A 25,968-nucleotide genomic window follows, 5' to 3' on the forward strand; every position below is an offset into this window, starting at 1 on the left:
CACCGAGATTGTGTTAACGAGCTTGCAAAAAAATGCCAAACCCGGAAAAAATAAATCGCAAAATTGACGTGTTTGTTTGTCTGTTTTCAAGGCATGATAAATACCGCAGCCCCAAATGCTCCTGACCCCCTACATAGGCATGATTGGATACGTTGCAAAACAGAAAAAGCCAGCATCTGTGCTGGCTTTTTTACGTATGATAGTCTTGTTTACATTGTAAATTCGGCGCTACATCGCCATTTTTTGCCAAATTGGGTGACCATCTTTAATCGTGGTTTCGACGTGAATATCACGCAGATCTGTCGGCTCTACTTTAAGCGGGTTTTTATCCAAAATAACAAAGTCGGCCACTTTACCGTTTTGAATGGTGCCTTTGTATTTCTCTTCAAAGTTCTGATAAGCCGCGTAGCTAGTGATCGCTTCTAAGGCTTGATAAACAGAGACTTTTTCTTGATTACCTAACAGCGCGCCAGCGCGGGTCAAGCGATTAACGCTGCTCCAGATGGTCATCAACATATCCGGTTGCATCTCTGGCGAGTCGGTATGGAAAGTGGCGTGCAATCCGGCATCAAACGCCGATTTAGCCGGGTCAAGGTGCTCTGTCATTTCATCGCCAAGCGCCGAGTCATGGTAATAATCGCCAAACAGATAGATATGAGTCATTTCAAATGACGGAATAATATTCAGCGCTTTGAGCGTTTTGATTTGGTCCGGACGTGTCAGCTGGGCTTGAACCATCACCGGGCGCCAATCTTTCTTAGTTGAATGTTTAATCGCCTTGACGGCGCTAAGGAACTGATCGCACGCCGCATCGCCATTACAGTGAGCCTGAACCTGAAGATTCTGATCCCAAGCCAACTTCACCAACTGCTTGACTTGTTTATCGGTGTAGTTAGGGCGGCCTTTGTATTCGCTGTCTTCACCGTGTGGCGGCATATGATACGGGTGAGTTAAATACGCGGTTTGTCCGGCAATCGAGCCATCTAAATTCAGTTTGACACCGCCAATTTTTAAGTTGGATTGGTAGTGGTGATAATTGCGAAAATCCGGTTGCCACTTTTTACCGATTTGATCCAACAGCGGGTAGGTGATCACATCAATAAACAAGCGGTTTTTAGCCGCCGCGCTGCTTAGCAGATCCAAATCTGCAGGAGTCGTTGAACTGTCTTGCGCAGTGGTGACGCCTTGGCTAGCATAGATGCGCTGCGCGTTATCAAGCAGTTCAAGTCGGTCGCTCTCAGTGCTCATCGGCAAGTTAAGTAGTACTGGCCAAAGCGCCGTTTCTTCAATAATGCCGTTGGGGTGATTTTGACCATCGCGTTGAATCACGCCGCCATGAGGATTAGGCGTGGTATCGTTAATTTTGGCCAGCTCCAGCGCTTTAGAGTTGAGCGCGCCGATGTGCCCTGATGCGTGGATCAGGACAATCGGATGCTCGGTCGAGACTTCATCCAGTATTTGTCGAGTTGGATGAGAGGGCAATACCGTCGTGTCGTAGCCCGTTCCGACCACCCATTCACCCGGTTTGATATTTTGCTCTTGAATGTAGTCTTGCAAAGTCTGTTTGAGGCTAGAAAAATCATCGCTGCTGCCGTATGGCGACGCCATCACATTCGCCATACCAAGGGAAATGCCATATTGGGCAATTTGACCTTGAGTATCGATAAAGCCCGGCATCAGGGTTTTACCTTTTAAGTCGACCAGATTTGTGGTCGCCAAACGATAAGACATGGCTTTTTCATACTCACCGGTAAAAATGATTTTTCCATTTAAAACTGCCACGGCTTCCACATATTGTGGAATCTCGCCTTCCATAGTGAGTATGTCACCACCAAAATAGATGGTGTCCGCGGAAGTGACTTGAGGGGCATGACTTTGGCTTTGGGGTGACGATTCGTGATTACAACCGCCGAGTAAAGTCATAGCGATACTCAAAGCAACAACGCGCTTGTTCATTGATGTTTATCCTCATGGTAGATTTCGGCGCTACTCTAGACACAGCATTAAGCAAGCTCTAGTTCAAAACTGAGAATTTGACGCAGGCGGACCTGTTTCTGACATTTATGACGCGTTTCGGACGTGTTGTAAGAAGCGGACTACTATTAAAAAATATCTTCAACCAACATTTTACTTTGGAAGGGTGGACATGGAACGTGTGGTAAATTTAAACCGCTGGCAAAGAGAGCATGTACGTACTCAAGTTGAGATGAGACAACTGTTTTCTCAAGTAAAAACGCTCTATTCCAGTGACCCTTTCCCGCATTATCGACAGCGTATTCAACGCTTAAAAACCTTAAAACAGGCGTTGCTGGAAAATCAGCAAGCTTTGGTGGATGCGTTAGCCCAAGATTACGGCCATCGTAGTGAGTTTGATTGCCTGATCGGCGATGTCCTCCCATCGCTGCGCCATCTCAATTACTCCTTAAAACATCTGCGTGGCTGGATGAAAGCGCAGCGCCGCCGAGCGGGCAGCTTGTTAGCGCCTTCCAAGGTGAAGGTTGAGTACCAGCCGCTTGGGGTGGTGGGCGTGATGGTGCCGTGGAACTTTCCAATTTTTTTAAGCCTTGGCCCGATCATTACTGCGCTGGCCGCAGGAAATCGCGTGATGGTGAAACTCAGTGAGCACACGCCGAAAACCAATGCGATTTTGCGCGATGTGTTTGCCGAGCTTGAAGATGATGTGTTCCCCATCGAAGGGGATGCAGAAATCGCCAGCTACTTTAGCCAACTGCCGTTTGATCATCTGTTGTTTACCGGTTCGACTCGAGTCGGGCGCATTGTCGCCCAAGCGGCGGCGCAAAATTTAACGCCAATCACACTTGAGCTAGGGGGTAAGTCGCCGGTGATCATCGCCCATGATGCCGACCTTGATCAGGCGGTGGATGCGGTGATGCTCGGTAAGTCGGTGAATAATGGTCAAGTGTGTGTGGCGCCCGATTATGTGTTTGTGCCGCATGGCCAAGAGATGGCGTTTGTGCATCGCTACTTAAAGCGTTATCAGCATCATTTCAAACGTCAGGGGCAATCGGCGACGCATATCATCAATGAGCAGCAGTGGGTGCGATTGCATGCCTATTTGCAAGATGCCAAAAGCAAAGGCGCGCGTATTCATACTCTGGGTGATGAGCCGCAGCCACACTCGATGATGCCGCATTTAGTCACCGAAGTGACCAGTAATATGCTACTGATGCAACAAGAGATTTTCGGGCCGATTTTGCCAGTGCTTGGCTATCAGCAGTTAAGCGATGTGCTCAGTTACATCAACAGCCGTCCGCGGCCGTTGGCACTGTATCTGATGACCAAAGATAAAGTGCTTGAGCGTCAGGTCATCGAACAAACGCACAGTGGCACAGTGGCGATTAACGATACGCTATTGCAAGTGGCTGCCGATGACGCGCCTTTTGGCGGTATTGGTGAGTCGGGGATGGGTCACTATCACGGCATCGAAGGTTTTCGCACCTTCTCAAAAGCCAAAACAGTGCTTTCGACACCCGCTTGGCTGCCGCGCAGCCGAATTCTTTTGCGCCATCAAGCGTTAGTGACCAAGCTGATGCGCTGGCTGTTTTTGCGCTAGCCTCGTTTTTTTACCCGCTCTATCGAAGGGCGGCAGGGTATGCGACGGTATACGGCCTAATCGCGACCTGTTTGAACATTGACACTCAGTGCCCGCTTTTCAGTTTAGGTGGAAAGGAGTACACTGATTTGGCTCGCGATGGCGGGCCAAATTTTTTGTTTAATGTTCTCAGGGCGGGGCGAAATTCCCCACCGGTGGTAGGTTTGCTGGATGTAACGTTAAGTGACACCAAGCAAACAAGCCCACGAGCGCTCGATTCGTCGAGGTCAGCAGATCTGGTCAAACTCCAGAGCCGACGGTTACAGTCCGGATGAAAGAGAATAGCGCGATCGCCAGACTGCTTTGGGAGTGTGGCGATTGCGCGTTGAAATCACTTCTCTGTTAAGTCGCCCTGATTCTGGTTGTTAGCAGGAGTTCACCATGAATCAGTCATCACTACTTGCCGAATTCGGCGATCCTATTACTCGGGTTGAAAACGCGCTTGCTGCGCTTAAACAAGGCCGAGGTGTATTACTGCTCGATGATGAAGATCGAGAAAACGAAGGCGACATTATCTGCGCCGTCGAAACCCTTACCAGTCAACAAATGGCACTGATGATTCGCGAAGGTAGCGGCATTGTGTGTTTGTGCTTGACCGACGAACAAGCCAATCGCTTGCAACTGCCACCGATGGTCGAAAACAACAATAGCGCTAACCAAACTGCGTTTACGGTATCGATTGAAGCCAAAGTTGGCGTGACCACAGGCGTGTCTGCCGCTGACCGCGTCACAACGTGCAAAACCGCGGCAAATCCCAATGCTCGCCCAGAAGATCTTGCCCGTCCGGGGCATGTATTCCCCCTTCGTGCCCGTGCTGGTGGCGTGTTAACTCGCCGTGGTCACACCGAAGGGACGGTGGATCTGATGCAAATGGCCGGTCTGCAATCGTCTGGTGTTTTGTGTGAAGTCACCAACCCAGATGGCACTATGGCCAAAACGCCGGAAATCGTCGCGTTTGGTAAGCTGCACAATATGCCAGTTCTGACTATCGAAGATATGGTGTTGTATCGTACTCAAAATGAGCAGCTTTCCGCTTAAGCTGGACCAGCGATTTGGCGATGCTGAAATGCAAAAAAACCGCTCAATGATGAGCGGTTTTTTTATTGCCTATCTAACGCTTGAACTAAGCCGCGCAACTTGTGCTTGCTTTGATAAAGTCAGGCTCAAAGAAGGCTTCATGTAATGCGCAAATCGCCGCTTCATAGCTTTCATCACTGACCACAAACTGGACATTCACATTACGCATCGATGAGTGAGCCGCAATCGGTGACACGCCTTTGTCGACCAGCGCCATCATCCCTTTGCTGAGCGCCGTATTGGTATTGATCGCCGCGCCAATTGCCGAGATCATCGCTACCATACAGCCGGTAATGGTTGAGTTTGGAAACGCTTTTTCGGCTTTGCTCAGCAGCTTGTTTAAGCGTTCGGTATTGCCGCTGACATAGTAAGTCATCGAGTTGGCATTCATTTCTTTACCCACCAATTGCACGTCCGAGTCGGCGATCATCGCCATCATCTCATGGCTGACATTTTCCACTTCACCGACCATGGCTTGATCAAACAGATGCAGCGCAAACACTTTGCTCTTACCGGCAATGATCTCAATTTTTTGCTGCTTTTCCGGTTGGTATTGTCCGGAGATCAAAGTGCCTTGATGTTCGGGCTCAAAGGTGTTTTTGATCTGCAGTGGAATATCACGCTGGCGTAGGCCTGATGCGGCGTTAGGGTGAATTGCTTCCATGCCCAAATTGGCCAGTTGATCGGCGACATCAAAGTTGGTCTGGCCGATAGGTAATACGTTTTCAGGGCCAACGACACGTGGATCAGCGCTGCTCAGGTGGTATTCCTTGTGAATGATCGCTTGGTCTGCGTTGGTGATGCACGCGACGCGGCTGAACGTCATTTCGCTATAGCCTCGATCGTAACTTTTCATCAAGCCTTCATCACAGTACGCGTAACCAGTCACGATCGGCAGTTCGCGGCTAACATCGATAGGCTTAAACGCGTGTTCGATGACCGAGTCCAGATCGCCAGTCAGCTTGTCATCCCAGCCAGATAAATCCACAAACCGCGCATTGATACCAAGAGTTTTTAGCTTCAGCGTTGTATTGTACGCACTGTGTACTTCACCAATTGAAGATAAAAACTCTCGAATTTGCGGCAAGTATTGACGCAATGAAAATTGGCCGTATTGGCAGGTATCCAAAATGTTGCTGATGCAGCTTTGTGCTTCGCTGATACGTGAGCGAATGAATTTGTCGGCGCGAATCCGATTGACCGGATCGGCAAACAGGTTTTCATTGATCATCAGCATGCGCTGCTCAAGGTCGGCAAGCGCTTGTTTCCATTGCTCATCGCGTTTGGCGATGTAGCGATAGACACCCGGTTTACCGGTGCGTTTGCACTCGAGTAGTCCATCGGTAATGCCGCCATAAGCGGAAACTACAAATACGCGATTATAGGGATTGTTAGGGCGCAAAATAATGTTGTCGAGTACGGCGTCAAACGCCGACATTGAAGTACCGCCAATCTTTTCAACGGTATAAGCCATGTTAGATTCCTTGTTTTAAACAGAAAGGTTTTAAGCAGAAAAGTTTCAAATCGAAACAAAAAGCCAAAAAGAAGGCTGAATACTCAGCCTTACTTATCAGAGCGCTTAGGCTCGTTTATTGTTGATGATCAGTCGACAAGCGGGTACACACCGCTGGCATCATGTGTTTCGGCGCCTGTCAGTGGCGGATTGAACACACATGCCATCACCATGTCGGTACCGGGCTTAGCACGCAAATAGTGTTCATCATGTTGGTCAAGGACATACAGGGTACCCGGTGCAATCGGGTAGGTTTCACCACCGACCACCTGGATCTCGCCTTCACCGGACATGCAATACACCGACTCTAAGTGATTTTTGTAGTGAATATGGGTTTCTGTACCCTTGTAGATGGTGGTGATGTGGAACGAGAAGCCCATCTTGTCATCTTTGAGTATCATGCGAACGCTTTCCCAGTTGTCGGCTACCACGCGGCGTTCACTGTTTTGACATTCTTTAAGAGTTCTTACGATCATTTGGGGTTCCTTAAGACGCTTTTTGAGTGAGTTTTTCAGCAACCGAATCAACGGCTTGTTCAAAGATATGCAAGCCTTGCTCAAGTTCGGATTCGCTGATGGTCAGTGGGCAGAAGAATTTGACGACTTGGTCGTCCGGCCCTGCGGTTTCAATTACCATACCCTTATCAAAGCAGGCTTTGGAAATGGCACTCGCCAGATCACCACTTTGACATTCAATACCTTGCATCATGCCGCGGCCTTTGCTGCGTACAAACAGCGATGGATAGCGGCGTAGCGTACGTTGAATCGCTTTGTTCACTTGTTCTGAGCGCGCGTGAATGTGCTGCTCAAATTCGTCATTCGCCCAGTAATTTTCTATCGCTTGAGTCGCGGTCACAAAGGCGTGGTTGTTACCACGGAATGTGCCGTTATGTTCGCCAGGCTGCCATTGGTCAAGCTCCGGCTTAAGCAGCACGACGGCCATTGGCAAGCCATAACCACTTAATGATTTAGACAGCGTTACGATGTCTGGTTTGATGCCTGCTGGTTCAAAGCTAAAGAAGGTACCGGTGCGGCCACAGCCCGCTTGAATATCATCGACAATCATCAAGATATCGTGTTGGCGGCAGAGCTTTTCGAGACGTTGTAACCAAGTTTCACTAGCAGCATTCAGACCACCTTCACCTTGTACAACTTCTAATAATACCGCTGCGGGTTTGTCTAGGCCGCTGGAGTTATCGCTAAGCATGGTTTCAAACAGCGCTAGGCTGTCAATGCCGGCATAGCCTTCATAGGGAAGGCGCATGGTGCCATTGAGTGGTGCGCCCTGACCGCCGCGGTGATGTTGGTTACCGGTGGCAGCGAGTGCGCCAGCAGTACAGCCATGAAAGCCATTCGTGAAAGTCACGATGTTAGTGCGCTTAGTCACCTTACGTGCCAATTTCATCGCTGCTTCTACGGCGTTAGTGCCCGTTGGTCCTGTGAATTGGACTTTATAGTCGAGCTCGCGCGGCGCCAAAATATGGTTATTAAAAGCATTCAAAAATTGCGCTTTGGCTTGGGAGTGCATATCCAAGCCGTGAGTAATGCCATCGGCATCGATGTAATCAAGCAGTGCCTGCTTAAAGATGGCGTTGTTGTGGCCGTAGTTGAGCGACCCTGCGCCGGCGAGAAAGTCGAGATAGCGCTCGCCCTCCTCGGTGTGCAACCAGCAGCCTTTTGCGGTTGAAAATACGACAGGAAAGTTATTTGAATATGAACGAACATTTGATTCTTTCTGGTTGAAGATATCCATGTTGAGGCCGTTGTTATCCTATTTTTTGAGTGAATTTTTGGTGTCGTTAATTAGTGAGATGCTGTTAGTTACTGCGAAGCAATCGGGATGCGATACAGGTATTCCGTATCGTGTTTACCTTTGAAATGCTTCTCTTCGTCTAAAAAGGTGCTCACTTCACCTTGTTCGCCATGCGCTTTATCTAACTTCTTAAATAGATTCCAAGATCCTTGGTTGTCATCAGTGATGGTGGTTTCGACCACGTCGATGTCACTGAGCGCATCACGCATCAGAATTTCTTGCAGCATGTGAAAGGCGAGACCTTTACCACGATGCTTAGGAGAAACCGCTACTTGCCAAATAAATAGCTCATTGGGATGTTGTGGCTTGCGGTAGCCAGAAATAAACCCGGCAATTTCATCGTTACACAGTGCAATCACGCAGGTCTGATTAAAGTGCAGTGACTGCAAAAAGTTGCAATACGATGAGTTCACGTCAAGCGGCGGGCAACTGGCAATCAAACCATGCACATCATCGCCGTCTTTTTTGTTTGGAGTTCGAAATACCCACTTTTCTTCATCCTTTGCAAGTATCTCTGGGTACATGACCCATGGCGCGGCAGTAATCATAACTCGACTTTTCCTTTAGAGGTCTAATTAAAATTCTGGGTAAAGGATACATGTCTGCTGGATATGATCAAGGTGTTATTTTGAATTTTTTGGCTAATTGTTATTTATGTAGTTGATTTATATGTATTTAATTTATATTAATCTTATGTGAAATAAATATTAGAGGTGTAATGTATTTATCGGTCACAAAAAAGTATGAAATGATGATGTTTGTAAAATTCAGCCAGTGATAAGTCGCCCATTTTTTTCGTGTGACGACAAATTAGCTGGATCGTCGATAGTTAGATAAAACGCATAATATTTAGTATCCGAAATTATAATTGCATTAAAATATCAATAAATAATATTTATTTAAATCAATTAGTTATTAATATTTACTGTATTTTTCATGACATTGAAGTTTGAAAAATACTCAATTAAAGGTTAGGGTACTATTGTTTTCATGTGTAAATAACAGGGCATATGAATTTTGCTCAAGGATGTAAATGGATGTCGACCATACTCGAAGTACAAAACCTCTATAAGGTATTTGGCGAAAAACCCGAAGAGGCTTTTTCGCTAATCGAACAAGGCAAAAACAAAGACCAAATATTTGAACAGACATCGCTAACCGTGGGTGTTAAAGACGTGTCGTTGTCGATCAACGAAGGTGAAATATTCGTCATTATGGGGCTATCCGGTTCAGGTAAATCGACGTTAGTGCGCTTGCTGAATCGTTTGATAGAACCGACCCGCGGCAGTGTATTGCTGCGCGATAAAGATATCGCCCACATTTCAGCCGAAGAGCTGCGTGAAGTGAGGCGAAATAATATCTCTATGGTGTTTCAAAACTTTGCCTTGATGCCGCATATGACGGTGATTGAAAACGCCGCGTTTGGCTTGGAACTGGCAGGGATGGATGTGAGCGAGCGTAAAAAATTGGCGCTGACGGCCCTTGAGCGAGTTGGACTTGATAGTTATGCCGAGTCTTATCCTGATGAGTTATCGGGCGGGATGAAACAACGTGTTGGGCTTGCGCGCGCACTTGCATGCGACCCTGATATCCTATTGATGGACGAAGCATTTTCTGCTCTCGATCCACTTATTCGTACCGAAATGCAAGACGAATTGATTCGTCTGCAAAACGACGATAAACGCACCATTGTGTTTATCTCACACGATTTAGATGAAGCGATGCGTATCGGCGATCGAATCGCGATTATGCAAGATGGCGTGGTGGTGCAAGTCGGTACTCCAGATGAAATTTTGCATCAGCCTGCCAATGAATATGTCCGTTCATTTTTCCGCGGCGTGAACGTTGCCAGCGTCATTTCTGCCAAAGATATCGCTCGCAAACAGCCAGCGGCGGTATTTAAAAAATCCGATACCGACGGTCCTGCCTCGGCGATGCAAATTCTGCTTGAAAACGACCGCGAATACGGTGTGGTGGTGGATAAGGCCAACAAATACTCCGGGATTGTCTCAATCGATTCACTGAAAAGTGCTCACAAACAGCAAGGCTCGCTCTCGAGCGCTATCTTGCCCGATACCGTGTGTTTATCTCCCGATGAAACGGTCAGCGATTTAATCGGTCAAGTGGCCAATCAACCTTACGCGATTCCAGTAGTGGATGAACAACGAAATTACTACGGTGTGATCACCAAATCTCGCCTGTTACAGACTTTAGATAGGGAATAATTATGTCGACAGAAAGTAATGCAGCAGCAAGCGATCCTTGGGGTCAAGCCGCCACAACTGCGACTCAAACCAGCGACCCTTGGGGCACTGGTGAAGCCGCTGGACAAGCGTCATCCAATGCCGATTGGTTAAACAGCGTGCCAGTCGAGCAGCATCATTTTAGCTGGTTGCATCCGTTTCAAGATGCTCTGATTCCGTTTGATCACTGGGTGGAAACTGCGCTCAACTGGTTGGTGACTCACGGTCGACCAATTTTTCAGGCTATCCGCGTACCAATTGACTTCATACTTACGTCATTTGATACCGCGCTGACGTCCACTCCTGCACCAATTATGCTGCTGATTTTGTTCTTATTAGTTTGGCAATTTGCCGGCGCAAAAATGGGTGTGTCGTCTCTGGTCTCGCTGATTGTAATTGGCCTTATTGGGGCGTGGAGTCAATCGATGACGACGTTGGCGTTGGTGTTGACCTCGGTGTTTTTCTGCTTGTTGATAGGTTTGCCACTCGGTATTTGGCTGGCGCGCAGCGATACCGCTGCCAAAGTGATACGGCCAATACTCGATGCAATGCAAACCACGCCAGCATTCGTTTATTTGGTGCCAATCGTCATGCTGTTTGGTATCGGTAACGTGCCTGGGGTTGTGGTGACCATTATCTTTGCTTTGCCGCCAGTGGTGCGCTTAACCATTCTCGGTATTCAGCAAGTGCCTGAAGAATTGATTGAGGCTGGTCATTCCTTTGGCGCTAGCCCAAAACAGATGTTGTATCGAATTCAATTACCGCTGGCGATGCCAACCATTATGGCCGGGGTAAACCAAACTTTGATGTTGTCACTGTCGATGGTGGTGATTGCGTCAATGATTGCAGTGGGTGGTTTAGGTCAAATGGTACTGCGTGGTATCGGACGTTTGGACATGGGCTTAGCCGCCGTTGGCGGACTTGGCATCGTGATTCTGGCGATTCTTTTAGACCGTATTACTCAAACGCTTGGCGCGGAATCTCGCGATACCAAAACACGTTGGTATGAGACCGGACCTGTGTCTCTGATCCTGCGCTTAACCTCATCAAAATCAAACCAACTTAATAAAAAACTAGGAGAAAATTAATGGATCTCTCATGGAAGAAAGTGCTATCGACCAGTCTTATTGCTACCGCAGCTCTGAGCGGTTCTGCTTATGCTGAATCACTACCAGGTAAAGGTATTAGTGTGCAACCGGTGCAGTCGACCGTATCTGAAGAGACATTTCAGACTCTGATCGTTAATAAGGCGATGGAAGCACTTGGCTATGACGTTAAGCCAACCAAAGAAGTCGACTACAACGTCGGCTACACCTCGATTGCTGAAGGCGATGCGACCTACCTAGCGGTCGGTTGGGACCCGCTACACAATGACAAGTACGCCAAAGCCGGTGGCGATGACAAGTTTTATCGCAAGGGCGAGTATGTGAGCGGTGCTGCGCAAGGTTACTTGATTGATAAGAAAACCGCAGAAAAATACGGCATTACCAATATCGGTCAACTGAAAGATCCAAAATTGGCCAAACTGTTTGATGCCGATGGCGACGGCAAAGCCGATTTAACCGGTTGTAACCCAGGTTGGGGTTGTGAAGGGGTCATTGAACATCAGCTCGATGCGTTTGATCTGCGTAAAACCGTTGAACACAACCAAGGTAACTACGCTGCGATCATCGCCGATACCATTTCACGCTACAAAAAAGGTGACCCAATTCTTTACTACACTTGGACGCCTTACTGGGTAAGTGGTGTATTGGTCCCAGGTAAAGACGTGGTGTGGTTAGAAGTGCCGTTTTCATCACTGCCAGGCGATCGTAAAGACGTAGATACCACTTTGCCAAATGGCAAAAACTACGGTTTCCAAATGAACTCAATGAAGATTGTTGCCAACAAGAAATTTGCTGAGGCAAACCCAGCGGCTGCGAAACTGTTTGAGATCATGAAGCTGGATATCAACGACATCAGTGCTGAAAACATGATGATGAGCCAAGGCCATAACTCATCAGCTGACATTGAAGCGCATGCGCAAGGTTGGATTAAAGCGCACCAGAAAATGTTTGATGGCTGGATCGCTGAAGCGAAGAAAGCCGCGCAGTAAGCACAACCGGAGCCGACGTGTTCGGCTCCTTAATCAATGATAGGGAGAAGGCATTGGACGCTCATGAAGAGGTGCTGGTGGCGCTTCGTCAAATTATCCGTGCGGTAGATTTACACTCAAGAAAGCTCAATAAGGATCTCGGGTTAACCGGGCCTCAGCTTATCCTGATGCGCGCAATTCGTGATTTGGGCGATGTCACCATTAAGCAACTGTCGATCGAAACCAATATGAGTCAGGCAACCGCGACCAGTATTATCGACCGGCTGGAAAAACGTCAACTCGTCGAGCGCGTGCGTAGTCAACGTGACCGGCGAATCGTGCACGCCAAACTCACCGACAGTGGCCGCACTATGCTCAGCACCGCGCCTTTGCCATTGCAAGATGGTTTTATTCAGCGTTTTTATGGGCTGGATACCTGGGAGCAAACGCAGATGTTGTCTACCGTGCAGCGTATTTCTGCGATGATGAATGCACACGATATCGAAGCAGAACCGGTTTTGCATATCGACCCTGATCCCAAGTCGAATTCAAGCGATTCCCACCATCATTGATCGCGTTATCAACCTAATGAAAAAAGAGCCTAACGGCTCTTTTTTGGTTTTCGTGCGGTGGGTTATGAAAATTGCGCGCGTCACTGTAATTTCACTGTTATCAGCGTAGAGTGGCCAAATCTTGGGGTGTAACTATCGCCTCTGGGCTTTTTAAGGGGAGTGACAAAAAATGAAAATTGCCATTATCGGACTGGGTGATATCGCGCAAAAAGCCTATCTGCCAGTTATCACCGCGCGTGCTGACCTTGAATTGGTGTTTTGTACTCGCAGCGCTGATACCTTAGCTCAGCTCGCAAAGCAGTATCGTGTCGCCCAAACCTGCCAAGATTACCGCGATGTACTGAACATGAATGTTGATGCGGTGATGATTCATGCAGCGACCAAAGTGCATTATGAAATGGCGGCTTTTTTCCTCAATCATGGTATCGCAACCTTTGTTGATAAACCGTTGGCGGATAACGCCACTGAGGTTGAACGCTTGTACACTCTTGCCACACAAGTGAACCAGCCATTGTATGTTGGGTTTAATCGTCGCCACCTGCCGCTACTTAACCAAGCGGTGCCGGAATTCGCCAAGCAGCAGCTTGGACAACTGCGCTCATTGCGCTGGGAAAAGCATCGTTTTGCCCAGCCCGGTGATGTGCGCACCTTTATCTTTGATGATTTTATTCACCCCCTCGATAGCGTAAACCTTAACGCTCAGGCTGACCTTGATAGTGTGGACATTCGTATTCAGCGTCAAGGCTCGCAACTGGCACGTTTGGATGTGACTTGGCAAAGCGGCGAGACCTTGCTTGCTGCATCGATGAACCGCCAATTTGGTACCACTTCTGAGCGCGTCAGTGTGGTGTATGAGAATCGCGCGCTTGAGTTTGACTCGTTTGTTGAAGGACGTGAATGGCGAGAAAGTCAGGAGCGCCGCTTGGCACTTAAAGATTGGACACCAATGCTCGGCAGTAAAGGGTTTAGCGCCATGATTGATGACTGGATTCATTGTGTGAGTCGTGGCCAAGTGCCTATTGAAGTTATCGAGCGCAATATTGCCAGCCATCGTTTGGCAGAGGCTCTTTGCCAACGGATAGAAAATGCCAACGGATAGAAAATGTTAATGGCTAGAAAGTGTTAATGGATAGACAGTGTCAATGGGTAGAAAATCGTCTTTAACGGGTAGCCGGTAAATCGACACAAGCCATTTATTGGCTTATCGCTTATCATGGCGTTTTTGCTGTTTAGTTAGGATGTTACGTGTCTGAATGGATAAGTTCGCCTGCGCTAATTGCCATGCTACTGATTTTCCTTGGCTCTTTTGTGCAGACCGCGATTGGCTTTGGCTTAGCGGTGGTTGCCGCGCCGCTGCTGTTTATGATTTCTCCCGATTATGTACCTGCACCAATCACCATTACCGCGCTGTTTATTTCGCTGCTCAGTGCGTTAAAGCACCGCAGCAGCGTTGAGCTTGGCGGTTTAAAAATGGCGTTAATTGGTCGAATTCCCGGTTCGCTTGCCGGCGGCGTGTTACTGGTGATGGTGTCGACTCAGCTATTATCTCTGTGGCTTGGTTTATTGGTGCTATTTGCGGTCGCGGTGAGTCTATTGCCGTTTCGCGTTGAGCCGACGCCAAGACGTATGGCGATCGCTGGGTTCTTCTCCGGCTTTTTTGGCACCAGCAGTGCCATCGGCGGGCCACCTATGGCGCTGCTCCTGCAGCACCAAGAAGCCAATCAACTGCGGGGCAATTTGTCGGCATTCTTTGTGTTTAGCTCGATTATTTCGCTGTTAATTCAGTGGCCGGCAGGGCATCTAACTCTTCACCATCTGTGGCTGACTATTCCGTTGATTCCGGCGGCGTGGCTTGGCTATAAACTGGCAGTTCTGACCACGCAAAGCTTACCGAAACAGAAAATTCGCTACGGCGCATTAGGATTGTGTTTAATCAGTGGTATTACGGCGGTGTACAACGGCGTTATCAACGGATAATTCGTTCGAACGGCTGCGAAATAGAGCAATTATGACACCATCTTTACTCCCAGCGCGGGTTTATCGCGCATGATAAGCGAGTATTCGAATAGGAGATAATATGCGTACGATTGCGAATATAATCTGGTTTTTATGCGGCGGTGTCGTTATGGGGCTGATGTGGTGGTTTTTCGGTCTGTTGGCGTTTGTCACCTTAATTGGTATTCCGTGGGGACGTGCCTGTTTTGTGATGGGAAATTTTTCGTTTTTTCCGTTTGGCAAAGAGGCGATTTCACGCAGCGAACTGAGCGGCGAAATGGACATCGGCACCAGCCCGTTTGGGTTTATCGGTAACGTGATCTGGTTTTTGTTAGCCGGTATTTGGCTGGCGATTGGTCATATTGTTTCGGCGGTAGCGTGTTTTGTTACCATCATCGGTATTCCATTTGCGCTGCAACACCTTAAATTGGCTGGTATCTCTTTGGCACCAATTGGTAAAACTGTGGTATCAAAAGAAGAAGCGGCCGTGGCGCGTTATTCACGTCGCTAAATTGAGTCGTAGCTTGGCCTTTAATAGGCTTTAATGCCGTAAGGGCGCAAACGGTGGGGAAGTAGTTCATCGAGTTTATCGATCTCTTCCTCACTCACTTCAATCATCTCAAAGCCGTGGCGCTGATAAAGTTCGCGTAGGCTTTGACGCCTTGCTTCATTTTGCATTTCAGGTGTTTCCCCCCAATACTGCAAATACACCTTGCCACCGGGTAAGTAAAAATCACACACTACGTCCTCTTCAATCGGCAGTTGCCGCGCATAGGCGTGAACAATACCGTTCATGTACAACCAGTTATCGATACGTAGTTCGCCAATGGTACGTACGTAATGACCATCTAAAGTGCGGTGTTTGGCTTCGAATTTATGGCGAAAACTGGAGATCGATTTATCGGTTGCTTGCAGCTTAGCGTCTTGGCCGAGAAATTCAGTCACCGATTGACGCAGACGCTTATTTTTAACCAGTGACGCATGCCACAGTACGAATTGCTGATTGGAACCTGAATCGGTTTTTTGCTTGCCAGCGACGGCTGCGCCAGCATCAGTCAATTGCCACCCTTGGTCACTGCGCGTAATCCAGCCCAGCTCGCTAAGCAATTGGTTGATCTTCTTGGCACTTAGCTTAAAACGTTCGCCAAGTTGCGTGGCGCTGAGGTGATTATTCGCCGATGTTTCATCGATGAGTAGGTTACTTGGCCAAACAATGAACTGACCAAATTTTGGGTGCTGAACGTATTCTCCGCCAAATTTAGTGCCAAGTTCGGTCAATACCCACTGCTCTTGGTAGCGATTGATATACCCAGCCAGTGCCAGTTGCTCGAACAGTTGTTTGGCCACTAAGCCGCGCTGCTTAGCCAGTGCAGAGGTTGACAGTTTATCAGGCATAAAAATTCCAAATCGGCGAAAGTTAGTGGCTATTTTGCGCAGTTAAGTGATGAATTGGCAATGAAAATACAAAAAAATTGAGTCATCTTCACAAGCTGAAAAATGACTCAAAGGTAGGTATTAGGCACAGGTTTTGGGTGCTTGTGGCTCGGCGTAAAAAATCGCCATTGAACCGGGTGCGATCAGCACCTGTTTATGATCGATGGTTTGGTGCACTTGATGGTGGTCAGTGTGGCAGATCATCAACCACTCTTGCTGATTTTCATCGGGCAAAGTAAAACGCGCAGGCGCTTTGGTCTGGTTGATGCAGTAAAACAGTTCTTCTCCCGCTTCATCGATGCCAAGATGCAGCGCAACTGAGCTCAATTGATTCCAATCCTCATGTTCCATCATTGCGCCGTTCACCCGCCTCCAGGTGATGCGATTATGATTGCGCCTTTCACCACTGAACGCGCGAATAAATGGCACCATGTAACGCTGGCGTGCGGTGATCATCTCTGCCATCCATTGCTTGAATGCTTCTTTACGCGGTGTCATCTGCCAATTGAGCCAGCTTAATTCGTTGTCTTGGCAATAGGCGTTGTTATTGCCTTGCTGAGTGTGAGATAGCACGTCAGCGGTGAGAATATGCGGGATGCCAAACGCAAACAGCAGGCTTGCCATAAAGTTACGTTTTTGTTTTTCGCGTTTCTCGATAATAAAGGTATTTTCAGTTGGGCCTTCAACGCCATAGTTGTCAGAGCGGTTATCGCCGTGGCCGTCGCGATTTTGCTCGCCATTGGCTTCGTTGTGCTTGTGCTTGTACGAGACCAAATCCTGCATGCAAAACCCATCGTGGTACGTGATGTAGTTGACCGTCATACGAAACGGCCAATTCGAGGCGCTGTATAGATCGCGCGAGCCCATTAGACGGGTCGCAAACTCTTTCAAATAGCCATGGTCACCGCGCCAAAAGCTGCGGGTGATATCACGTAATCTATCGTTGCATTCGTTCCACCCAAATGGGAAGTTGCCGACCTGGTAACCATTCGGACCGATGTCCCAAGGTTCAGCAATCAGCTTGACCTGTTTTAAAATTGGGTCCTGTGCGATGGCTTTAAAAAACGCCGAATTACGATTGAAATTATCGCCTTCACGGCCAAGTGTGGCGGCCAAATCAAAACGAAAACCATCGACCTGATATTCGCTGACCCAGTGGCGCAAGGTATCCATCACCAAATTGAGTGACGGTTGATAGGCTAAATCTAGTGTATTACCGCAGCCGGTGAAGTTAGCAAAGTATTTGCCGTGTTTGATGTAATACTGCTCATCAAGCGCTTTGAGGTTGAAAATCGGACCATCTTGACCACCTTCGGCGGTGTGGTTGTACACCACATCCAAAATCACTTCGATACCGTTACGATGTAATTCACGAATCGCGGTTTTAAGTTCAGTGACGGCATCTTTAGCTGCATAGCGTGGATCTGGCGCCATAAACACATACGGGTTGTAGCCCCAGTAGTTGACCCGTTCAGCTTGAAGTAAGTGCGGTTCGTGCATGCAGGCGGCGATGGGCAGCAGTTGCAACGTATTGATATTTTGTTGGCGGTAGAATTTGAGCATCGCTTCACTTACGAGGCCAAGGTAGCAACCTTGGTCTTGCTCATCTACCAAAGGGTTAAGTTTTGAAACGCCTTTGACATGAGTTTCAAATAAAATCATTTCATCGCGCGCCCGATTGGGCTTTGGCACATTTTGCCAATCAAAGTCGTCGTTGCTCACGACGCATTTGGCCAGCTGAAAACTTTTTTCACAATCAAACGGCAGTTTGTAATCTAGCGCGGCATCTAAGCTTTTGGCGTAAGGGTCTGCGATGTAGTGGGCGAGACCATCGACTTCAACAATATAGCCGTACTTTTGATTAGCGCGGATGTTAGGTACATAGGTATAGCGAATACCAGCGTATTCTTCATTGAGCGGAATACGCTGATGGTTGCCATTATCGTCAAATAGCGCCAGTGAAATTTCATCTTTTCCCGGTGCGTGGATGGCAAAATTACACCCGTTAGTATCGAGTGTGGCACCTAGAGGAAAAGGACGTGAGCACTGCGTATTCATCGGTATGGAATTCTTCTTTTTAACTTACTAAATACTAAGTAAAAGGCTTCAAGGAGTTTCGGTCAAGCGCCTTAGGGAATATTTTTTCAGTGTAATTTTATTTCATTTCTATTTCAGCATAGGCGAAAAAAGTGAGCCGACTATCACTTTGTCCATCGCTTTGTGATCTTTTAGCCAGATACTCCTCCTTAAATCTGTGATTAAGCCCTTAAAAAGGCAGGAGTTGAAAATTTCTCCTCCTTTCTCATCCCCCCAAAATTAGTATTGGGTGGAGGAAGTCAAGTTCCTCGTCCTTGGGTAATCTTCTTAACGTTGAAACAAAACAGAGTCTCCTAACCGATATGGTAGAGCTCTTGCCTAGCGGCTCATTCCGTTGTCACTCAGTTTCTGCCTTGTTGGGTGCCAGTTTTATGAGCTAGAAAGCGCAAATAGAATAAAAAACCCTATAACGGAGTTAACAATGAAAAAAGTAAGTGTAATTGCTGCCGCAGTGGCTGCGACTCTCGCTGCAGGTTCCGCGTTCGCAGAAGATAAAGTTCAGCAAGGATGGCAAGTTAATGGTTATGGTCACCTTTTGTATAACGTAGGACAATCATTAGCTTTAAATGAAAGCTATGAGCATCGCAGAGATTACCGTGCTGCGGGCACCGCGTTTTCTGGAAACCCGAACCAAGTAGAATTCACCGTTACACGCGGCGACAATTATGAAAATGGCGCATGGTCTAAGTACGTCCTGAAGACGGAATATGGTAACAACGAAGGTGGCAATGGTCGTGGTTTCTATGGTTCTTCATCTGGTAACGAAGGTCATCTAGAGACTGGACAACTTGAATTCAAAGAGGCCTATGTTGAGCTTGGCGATCTTTCTTATTTAAGCGAAGGGACGAGTATTTGGGCGGGTAAACGATACTTGAACCGTCAATCAGGTATTATTACGAAAGAATTCTGGAAGCAATCTTCTGGTGTTGGTGGCGGTGTCCAATACAACAATACGGGCTTGGCAGTTGTTTCTGCAGACTCTGGTGAAGGCAGCTGTACATCTACGAATGGTAGTGAAGATTATTACACTAGCTGTAAGAATACCAACTTAGATGATCAGCAACGTAGTACCACAATGACCTCTGTTGATCTCTATTACTACGGTATGGAAGCGCTCGGCGGCCGCTTTGATTTTGATGCGAAAATCATGACACGCGCAAATGTTGATGATAGTGATACAGCAGATAGCGGCTATGGCTTAGGTGTTACATACAGCCGTGATTACTATGGTTTTGATGGTTGGACTCTAACTGCGGTTACTTACGGTAAAGGTGTTGCAGCTAACCGCGGTATGAACTTCGGTCAGTGGAGTGGCAACTGGCAAAAAGATGATCAATCTATTTTTGTGACGTCTTACGGTGTTGCTAATGTAACGGATAAGCTTCAATTAGGTACAGAAATCACTTATTGGAATCTTGATAACAATGAAACCAACAGTGTATGGGGTTCTGAAGATGGTTTATCTCGCCTGATTGTAGGTGCGACACCTTCTTATAAAGTTAACGATAATTTCCGTATGGAAGCAACCTTCTCTTATGCGCTAGAAAGTTTAGGAAATGCTTCGGATTGGGGTCGTGAAAGTGCTGACACGAGTTTCTACTCAGCGACTGTTGCACCAGTATTTACAGTGAATGCTGATTACTGGGGACGCCCACAGATTAAGCCTTACGTAGCTTATATGTCTTCAAGTGAAAGCAGCTATAAGTGGAGTAACGGCGGTGATGATTCTGAAGTACGCTTTGGTATTGAAGCTGAGATTTGGTTCTAACCAATATCAAGCTACTTCGGGGGTTTGATAATTTAGGCAGCCATATGGCTGCCTTTGACTTTTTTTGTAGGAAATGTATATGAGACGTGTTTTCTTAGCTTTATTGTCAGGGTTTAGTCTGGCCGGATGTTCTTCTCTAGCTACTGATCCATATGCACAATCCGCACAATATTTGCAGTCCATTCCAGTCTGCTGTGAACACATAAATGAATTTAAATGGTCACAACTAACAGAAAACGAAAAACTGAATTTTGAAATTTCTGAGGCTTCCTCAGTGGGTTTGTTTGGACGGGATAAAAGTTATTTCTCAGCATTTGAGTTATCACCTAAGTCTGGAACCGTGGCTTTAATTCTGCGTAGTAAAATGGCAGAAGGTCATGTAATAGCTCCTTATGTGCAGTTTTTTGATCAAAAGTTTCAATTACAGAAAGAAATTGCACCGCAAGATTTTTTAATAAAACATTCGGATGCTCTGACCTATAACCGTTTTGAAATCCAGTTGGATATTGATGCTCAAAATACGCCTTATTTCGTTATTTTTACTAGAGATCAAAGTGTTGGGAAGAAAATTAGTGTCCCACATCCAGCTCGATTAAGAGCTCAGCAGTCGGGTGAGCCGATGCCAATGGTAACTGATCCGATTTATGTATCTGCAAATACTGGCCAATTTGAACTGACAGTAACGACGCGGACTTTTTCTAACCGTGCTGTTGCTAAGACCTCAAGCGATCAAGCGCAAAGTGCAATTAAGGTTCAACCTGATACGCAAAGTTATTATTTTAATGCCATTGAGCAAGCGGTGGCGGCCAATAACCTGCCAAAAGCCTTAAGTTTGCTTGATGAAGCTAAAGCGCTTGGTGTCGAAGGTGCCCAAGAAGTGTTTATCAAAGCGGTGAACAGTAAATAAGCTTATGAGTTTATTGGCTAAAAAAGGCGTTCATGATGAACGCCTTTTTTATTGGGCCGATGCTTTAGCTTGATTATTTCGGCACAGATTTAATCAACGGCGTGCCAAATTTCAAAACTGTGCGGTGCGAGGGTAAGTTCTAACTCACCGTCGATGACATGGTCTACACCGGGCTGCGCAAAGCGCGAAAATTGGCGGGCAGATGTGCCGATTTGCCAGATTGGCACATTATAAGTCACGGGTTTACTTGCCAAATTCATGGCAAAAATCACCCTATCCTCAGATGAGCGACAAACCCGGGCAAACGCCATACCTTGCTCGCCTTGAGCCAGCCATTGAAAATCGCCCTGTTGCAACGCAGGGTGAGATTTTCGCAGCCTAATCAACCGCTGAAACAGGGTGAAGTGCGGATTTCCTTCCACCTCATGCCAGGGCATGCAGCGCCGATTGTCAGGGTCAGCACCGCCCGCTAGCGCGACTTCCGTACCGTAATAAAGGCAAGGCGTTCCGACATAGGCAAACAGCAAAGCGCTGGCGATATGGAAACGCGTGACATCGTGTTTGACCATTTCGAAAAAACGTGGCGTGTCGTGGCTATCGAGTTGATTGAGCTGCGCCAGTTGGTTAGCCCAAGGAATGGTTGCGCGCGCCTGATCGAGCCAAAAGCAAAACTCGTGCATGTCGATTTCAATCGGATCGCTGCTGACATCCAAGTTCGCCAATAATGCGCGCAGTGGATGGGCAAAGCCAAAATAGTTCATCGAACCGTCTTCTTGCTCGCCTTGTAGCCACTGTGTGGCTTCAAAAAAGTGCTCGCCGAGAATGTAGCAGTCAGGGTTAACTTGCTTGGCTGATTGACGAAACGCTTTGACGTAATGGGCGTTATTTTTTGCCCCTTGTCCTTCGCCCAGCATATGAATGACGTCAAAGCGCCAACCGTCGATGTGGTATGGGGCTCTTAGCCAATGTTTGATGACCGCATCGTCACTAGCGTAAATAATGTCGCGAACGTCTTGGTTATGAAAGTTGAGCACTGGTAGGGAATCGATGCCTTTCCAACCGATATAGCGGTCCGAGTCGCCGTCAAAAAAATAATAATCGCGGTAGGGTGAATCCACAGCTTGATAAGCGCCGATGCTCGGCTGTTTGCCATCGCGATTAAACCAAGGGTGGTCGGTGGAGGTGTGATTAAACACCGCATCAAGCATCACCCGCATATCACGCTGGTGCAGGTCGGCGCACAAAGTGGCAAATTGCTGGTTGCCTCCTAGATGCGAGTCCACTTCGAAATAGTCGGTGGTGTCGTATTTGTGATTACTTGGCGCGCTAAAAATTGGGTTGAGATACAGCGCTGTGACGCCAAGGTCTTGCAGGTAATCCAGCTTTTGCTCTACGCCATACAAGTCACCGCCATAAAATTCACAGGCGCCACTGCTTAAGTGATTGCCAACCGGTGCGCCCCATGTTTTTGCGACCGAGGCTTTACCACCCAGCAGTGAATATTCGCCATCTTTTACTGAAATTTCAGCTTTACCATTGGCAAAGCGGTCAGGAAAAATCTGGTAAAACACTTGGTTTTTGACCCAGCTTGGCGGCTGCGATTCGGCGTTATATTTGAAATGAAATGCGCGCGCGGGAATTCGGCGATCGACCCCCTGACCGCTGAGCCAAAATTGCTTTAAGCCGCGCATCAGCTTAAACGTGTAATGGGTTAATGGACTATCCGTATTGAGGGCGATGGTGGCTTGCCAGTATTGGCAATGCTCGTCGTTGTCGATGGCAGACATTGCCACCAGATACTCTTCGTTATCCGGTTCATGACGAATCAATACGCGATCATAGTGATCTTCGCGAGCGGTCACTAGCGTCAGAGTCAAGCTGTGCTCGGAGCGTTTGACCCAGAAGTCACTTTGACCATGATAAACAAACGGTAAGCTCATAATGGTTCCTTGATAAGTTCGAGATAGCCACAGTAAAGCGGCGGTGCGCTTAGCGCAATGTCACCGCCTTGAGTGGTAACGATAAGTTGCTGCTGCGTATGATTGAGCGGATCGCTCAGTGCATAGGTTCCTTGGCCTAAGCCCCATTGGCTAAGCATTGTGCTGTTAATATGCAGCGCGAAATCCACGTGGCGTGACGGGTGGAAGTTGGCCACCACAATCACAACTTGTTCGCGGCTTGAGCGGGCAAATGCAAACAGAGAGTCTTGAATATCCAAGCGTTCGAGCTGTGGGTAATTGTCTGCGTAGAGATCATGATAATCGCCTTGGAGCGCGCTTGCGCTAACACTCAGATTCAGCAGGGTTTGGTAAAACTCGCGCAATTCGCGCTCAGCCTGGCTCAGCGCTTCGCCATCGAATTTGCCGTTGTTCATCCAACGCTGGTGGTTGGGTACGCCGATATAATCAAAAATCGAAGTCCGCGAGGGCTGGCCAAATCCCGCGTGTTCAGCGCCGGGTTCCCCCACTTCTTGACCAAAATACACAAGGTTTGATGAGTTGGATAAACAGCAACTGACCAACATTGCCGGCTTGCCAAGCGTTGGGTCGCCGGCAAAAGCTGGAGAAGCAATACGCTGTTCGTCATGATTTTCCATAAAATTGAGCAGATAAGGCGCGATCTCGCGTTGACGCCATTCAATATCACCGAGGTGGCGCGTCGAATCTCTGCCTTGAACAATGTCTCTAAGCAGGTCATATAGATCAACCTTGTTGTACAACAAATCCATTTTGCCGAGCTGAATATAATCGCGATAACGATCGGGTTGGTAGATTTCCGCAATCAGAAGCGTGTTGGGGTGGCGATGTTTGATTGTGCTATTGAGGTAACTCCAGAACTCGACCGGCACCATTTCCGCCATATCAAAACGAAACCCATCGACGCCTTGCGCTAACCAATACAGCGCAATATCGCGAAATTTCTGCCAAGAGTCGGGCACGGTTTGAGTCTGCCAAAATTGAAAATGCGCAGCGCAGTCTTGCACTCTAAATGTGTCATCGAGCTGAGTGAAATCGCAGCGACCATCTGGGCGCACGCCGTAATTGATTTTTACTGTCTCGTACCAGTCATCAAAATTTGGTCGCGCTTTGGCGGCGCCGTTGCCAGTCCATTTGGCGGGAAATTCGTAGTAAGGCGTATTGCTTAATGGGGTAGACGGTGGCTCAAAGCCTGTGGGAAACTGCGGCGGAGTAAAGGTTTGGCCGCCAAGATAGTAGAAATTGTTGTCGCGAGCATACTCTTGGCTGAGGTCGTCGCCTGCGCCAAAATCGCGCACTCCAGGTGGATTGTTAAGCCCTTGATACACGCGCGCGACATGATTGGGCACGATATCGATGATAACTTTTAGCCCGGCTTGATGGGTGCGCGCAATTAATTCGGCAAACTCTTGGTTGCGCTGAACGGGATTGGTGGCTAAATCCGGATCCACCGAATAGTAATCTTTTACTGCATACGGCGAACCGGCGCGGCCTTTCACCACGCTTGGGTGGTCGCAGCTGATGCCGATATGCCGATAATCGCTGAGCGTTGCGTGGTGCAGCACTCCGGTATACCAGATATGGGTCGCACCGAGGCGTTTGATGGCGTTAAGCGCTTGCGGGGTAAAGTCGCAAAACTTACCCACGCCATTTTGCTCTGGGGTTCCCCAAGCTTGGTTCGCGCAGCAGGTGTTACCAAATAGTCGGGTAAAGACTTGGTAAATCGCGTGTTTTGTTGCTGCCATGCGCTCGCGTACTCCTGTAGCCAATTTGCCATTCTGTTAGGTTAGCTGAGCTTGGCGTTGAAGTGGTCATCCTTTGAGCAACTTTTTGGGGCGTAGGAGTCAGGTGGTGAATATCTGGTGTTGAAACGTGAAAAAACCGAGCATTGGCTCGGCTTTTCATCTAATCAGTGAGTTAGCTTTTCGTAGTGATTAAAATCCAACAATATTTTGCGCTTCCAACTCAGAGAAGTATTTGACGGTTTTGACTTTCAATTCCTGAGTTGCTGGCTCGTCGCATACCATGATCGATTTTGGATGCAGCTGCAGCGCAGTGACTGTCCAAAGGTGGTTCACACAGCCTTCAACTGCGGCTTGTAGAGCCAAGGCTTTGTTATGACCTGTCACCAAAATGAGCACTTCTTCCGCTTCAAGTAAAGTACCAACACCGATAGTGAGTGCATACTTAGGAACTTGACTGATATCGCCATCAAAGAAGCGTGAATTCGCAATGCGTGTATCATGAGTCAGAGTTTTGATTCGAGTGCGTGATGACAGCGATGATGCTGGCTCGTTAAACGCAATGTGACCATCATTACCGACGCCACCCATAAACAGGTGAATTTTGCCGTAAGCTTTGATTTTCTCTTCATATTCACGGCACTCTTGGTCGTGATCCGCAGTATTGCCGTCAAGCAGGTTAACGTTCTGCTCTTGAATATCAACATGATTGAAGAAGTTGTTAAACATAAACGAGCGGTAAGATTCTGGATGATCCGCTGGCAAACCCACGTATTCGTCCATATTAAAAGTCACCACATGTTTAAAACTGACTTCTCCGGCATTATAGAGTTCAATCAAGGCTTTATAAGTGGTTAATGGGGTTCCACCGGTTGGCAAACCCAGTACAAAAGGGCGCTCAGCAGTGGGCTTAAACGCATTGATACGTTTCGCAATATGCGCTGCAGACCATTTACCTACTTGCTCGGCGTTGTTTAATGGGATAAGTCTCATGTGTTGCCCCTAATCGTTAAAATTGAACAATGCTATCTATTAATTCGCATTATAAAATAAGTTATCGTGCATGGCTAATATTTTTACAGCGTAACCGAATTTTTCTTCAGGATGAGGCTTTTTGTCGCAAATCTATGTGTTCAATTGGCTGT

The 25,968-nt window shown here is 47.6% G+C and carries 21 protein-coding genes and 1 riboswitch; of the genes, 11 read left to right on the top strand and 10 right to left on the bottom strand.

From position 1 onward, the window contains the following. Positions 1-228: 228 nt before the first annotated feature. Entirely contained in the window at positions 229-1,956 is a 1,728-nt protein-coding gene (locus BLS03_RS04120) for an amidohydrolase (RefSeq protein WP_093270081.1), read from the bottom strand. A 190-nt stretch (positions 1,957-2,146) separates the two neighbouring features. On the opposite strand from BLS03_RS04120, the gene BLS03_RS04125 reads away from it, so the two are divergent. Together BLS03_RS04125 and ribB are read left to right on the top strand one after the other, a co-directional pair. Further along, the gene (locus BLS03_RS04125) at positions 2,147-3,574 is read left to right on the top strand and encodes a coniferyl aldehyde dehydrogenase (RefSeq protein WP_093270084.1); all 1,428 of its coding nucleotides are present in this window, start codon (positions 2,147-2,149) and stop codon (positions 3,572-3,574) included. A 160-nt stretch (positions 3,575-3,734) separates the two neighbouring features. Further along, a riboswitch (FMN riboswitch) is annotated at positions 3,735-3,900 on the top strand. A 94-nt stretch (positions 3,901-3,994) separates the two neighbouring features. Next, the gene (ribB, locus tag BLS03_RS04130) at positions 3,995-4,651 is read left to right on the top strand and encodes a 3,4-dihydroxy-2-butanone-4-phosphate synthase (protein ID WP_093270087.1); all 657 of its coding nucleotides are present in this window, start codon (positions 3,995-3,997) and stop codon (positions 4,649-4,651) included. 85 nt (positions 4,652-4,736) lie between these two features. Here the strand turns inward: ribB and BLS03_RS04135 are convergent, their stop codons facing one another. The 4 genes from BLS03_RS04135 to ectA all read right to left on the bottom strand — a co-directional run bounded on the left by BLS03_RS04135 (position 4,737) and on the right by ectA (position 8,563). Beyond that, a complete protein-coding gene (locus BLS03_RS04135; protein ID WP_093270090.1) occupies positions 4,737-6,164 on the bottom strand; it encodes an aspartate kinase in 1,428 nt (475 codons plus the stop codon). 128 nt (positions 6,165-6,292) lie between these two features. Continuing rightward, positions 6,293-6,679 (bottom strand): ectoine synthase, encoded by a 387-nt coding sequence (locus BLS03_RS04140; RefSeq protein ID WP_093270094.1) that lies wholly within the window; start codon positions 6,677-6,679, stop codon positions 6,293-6,295. 10 nt (positions 6,680-6,689) lie between these two features. Beyond that, complete coding sequence (ectB, locus tag BLS03_RS04145; RefSeq protein ID WP_093270098.1) at positions 6,690-7,955, bottom strand: diaminobutyrate--2-oxoglutarate transaminase; 1,266 nt, start codon at positions 7,953-7,955, stop codon at positions 6,690-6,692. A 68-nt stretch (positions 7,956-8,023) separates the two neighbouring features. Beyond that, a complete protein-coding gene (gene ectA / locus BLS03_RS04150) occupies positions 8,024-8,563 on the bottom strand; it encodes a diaminobutyrate acetyltransferase (protein WP_093270102.1) in 540 nt (179 codons plus the stop codon). Positions 8,564-9,052: 489 nt separating this feature from the next. Between ectA and proV the strand changes: the two genes are divergently transcribed. The 7 genes from proV to BLS03_RS04185 all read left to right on the top strand — a co-directional run bounded on the left by proV (position 9,053) and on the right by BLS03_RS04185 (position 15,410). After that, positions 9,053-10,240, top strand: a complete 1,188-nt coding sequence (gene proV, locus BLS03_RS04155; RefSeq protein ID WP_093270105.1) for a glycine betaine/L-proline ABC transporter ATP-binding protein ProV — start codon at positions 9,053-9,055, stop codon at positions 10,238-10,240. Between the two features lie 2 nt (positions 10,241-10,242). Further along, a complete protein-coding gene (proW, locus tag BLS03_RS04160; RefSeq protein WP_093270108.1) occupies positions 10,243-11,346 on the top strand; it encodes a glycine betaine/L-proline ABC transporter permease ProW in 1,104 nt (367 codons plus the stop codon). Next, positions 11,346-12,353, top strand: a complete 1,008-nt coding sequence (gene proX / locus BLS03_RS04165; protein ID WP_093270110.1) for a glycine betaine/L-proline ABC transporter substrate-binding protein ProX — start codon at positions 11,346-11,348, stop codon at positions 12,351-12,353. The genes proW and proX overlap by 1 nt, the downstream gene beginning before the upstream one ends. 53 nt (positions 12,354-12,406) lie before the next feature. Next, positions 12,407-12,904, top strand: a complete 498-nt coding sequence (locus tag BLS03_RS04170) for a MarR family winged helix-turn-helix transcriptional regulator (RefSeq protein WP_093270113.1) — start codon at positions 12,407-12,409, stop codon at positions 12,902-12,904. A 169-nt stretch (positions 12,905-13,073) separates the two neighbouring features. Next, positions 13,074-14,003, top strand: coding sequence for a Gfo/Idh/MocA family protein (locus tag BLS03_RS04175; RefSeq protein ID WP_093270116.1), 930 nt, complete (start codon positions 13,074-13,076; stop codon positions 14,001-14,003). Between the two features lie 182 nt (positions 14,004-14,185). Continuing rightward, on the top strand, positions 14,186-14,881 hold the full coding sequence (locus tag BLS03_RS04180; protein ID WP_093270316.1) for a sulfite exporter TauE/SafE family protein: 696 nt from the start codon (positions 14,186-14,188) through the stop codon (positions 14,879-14,881). 100 nt (positions 14,882-14,981) lie between these two features. Next, the gene (locus BLS03_RS04185) at positions 14,982-15,410 is read left to right on the top strand and encodes a YccF domain-containing protein (RefSeq protein ID WP_093270118.1); all 429 of its coding nucleotides are present in this window, start codon (positions 14,982-14,984) and stop codon (positions 15,408-15,410) included. 20 nt (positions 15,411-15,430) lie between these two features. Here the strand turns inward: BLS03_RS04185 and BLS03_RS04190 are convergent, their stop codons facing one another. Both BLS03_RS04190 and glgX read right to left on the bottom strand, forming a co-directional pair. After that, positions 15,431-16,294 (bottom strand): glycerol kinase, encoded by an 864-nt coding sequence (locus BLS03_RS04190; protein ID WP_093270121.1) that lies wholly within the window; start codon positions 16,292-16,294, stop codon positions 15,431-15,433. Between the two features lie 120 nt (positions 16,295-16,414). Beyond that, positions 16,415-18,391: a glycogen debranching protein GlgX gene (gene glgX / locus BLS03_RS04195; RefSeq protein ID WP_093270124.1), complete on the bottom strand. Its 1,977-nt coding sequence runs from the start codon at positions 18,389-18,391 to the stop codon at positions 16,415-16,417. A 460-nt stretch (positions 18,392-18,851) separates the two neighbouring features. On the opposite strand from glgX, the gene BLS03_RS04200 reads away from it, so the two are divergent. Together BLS03_RS04200 and BLS03_RS04205 are read left to right on the top strand one after the other, a co-directional pair. Then, positions 18,852-20,198 carry a carbohydrate porin gene (locus BLS03_RS04200; RefSeq protein WP_093270127.1) on the top strand — a complete coding sequence of 449 codons (1,347 nt, stop codon included), beginning with the start codon at positions 18,852-18,854 and terminating at the stop codon, positions 20,196-20,198. A 79-nt stretch (positions 20,199-20,277) separates the two neighbouring features. After that, a complete protein-coding gene (locus tag BLS03_RS04205) occupies positions 20,278-21,105 on the top strand; it encodes a MalM family protein (RefSeq protein WP_176765516.1) in 828 nt (275 codons plus the stop codon). Between the two features lie 89 nt (positions 21,106-21,194). Here the strand turns inward: BLS03_RS04205 and malZ are convergent, their stop codons facing one another. The 3 genes from malZ to nagB all read right to left on the bottom strand — a co-directional run bounded on the left by malZ (position 21,195) and on the right by nagB (position 25,816). Next, positions 21,195-23,045, bottom strand: a complete 1,851-nt coding sequence (gene malZ / locus BLS03_RS04210) for a maltodextrin glucosidase (RefSeq protein ID WP_176765517.1) — start codon at positions 23,043-23,045, stop codon at positions 21,195-21,197. Then, on the bottom strand, positions 23,042-24,826 hold the full coding sequence (locus tag BLS03_RS04215; RefSeq protein WP_093270134.1) for an alpha-amylase family protein: 1,785 nt from the start codon (positions 24,824-24,826) through the stop codon (positions 23,042-23,044). Before BLS03_RS04215 ends, malZ begins: the two co-directional genes overlap by 4 nt. A gap of 189 nt (positions 24,827-25,015) precedes the next feature. Beyond that, positions 25,016-25,816 carry a glucosamine-6-phosphate deaminase gene (gene nagB / locus BLS03_RS04220; protein WP_093270137.1) on the bottom strand — a complete coding sequence of 267 codons (801 nt, stop codon included), beginning with the start codon at positions 25,814-25,816 and terminating at the stop codon, positions 25,016-25,018. Positions 25,817-25,968 lie beyond the last annotated feature (152 nt).

Origin of the sequence: Vibrio xiamenensis (assembly GCF_900100015.1) — a bacterium.
Lineage (GTDB): Bacteria > Pseudomonadota > Gammaproteobacteria > Enterobacterales > Vibrionaceae > Vibrio > Vibrio xiamenensis.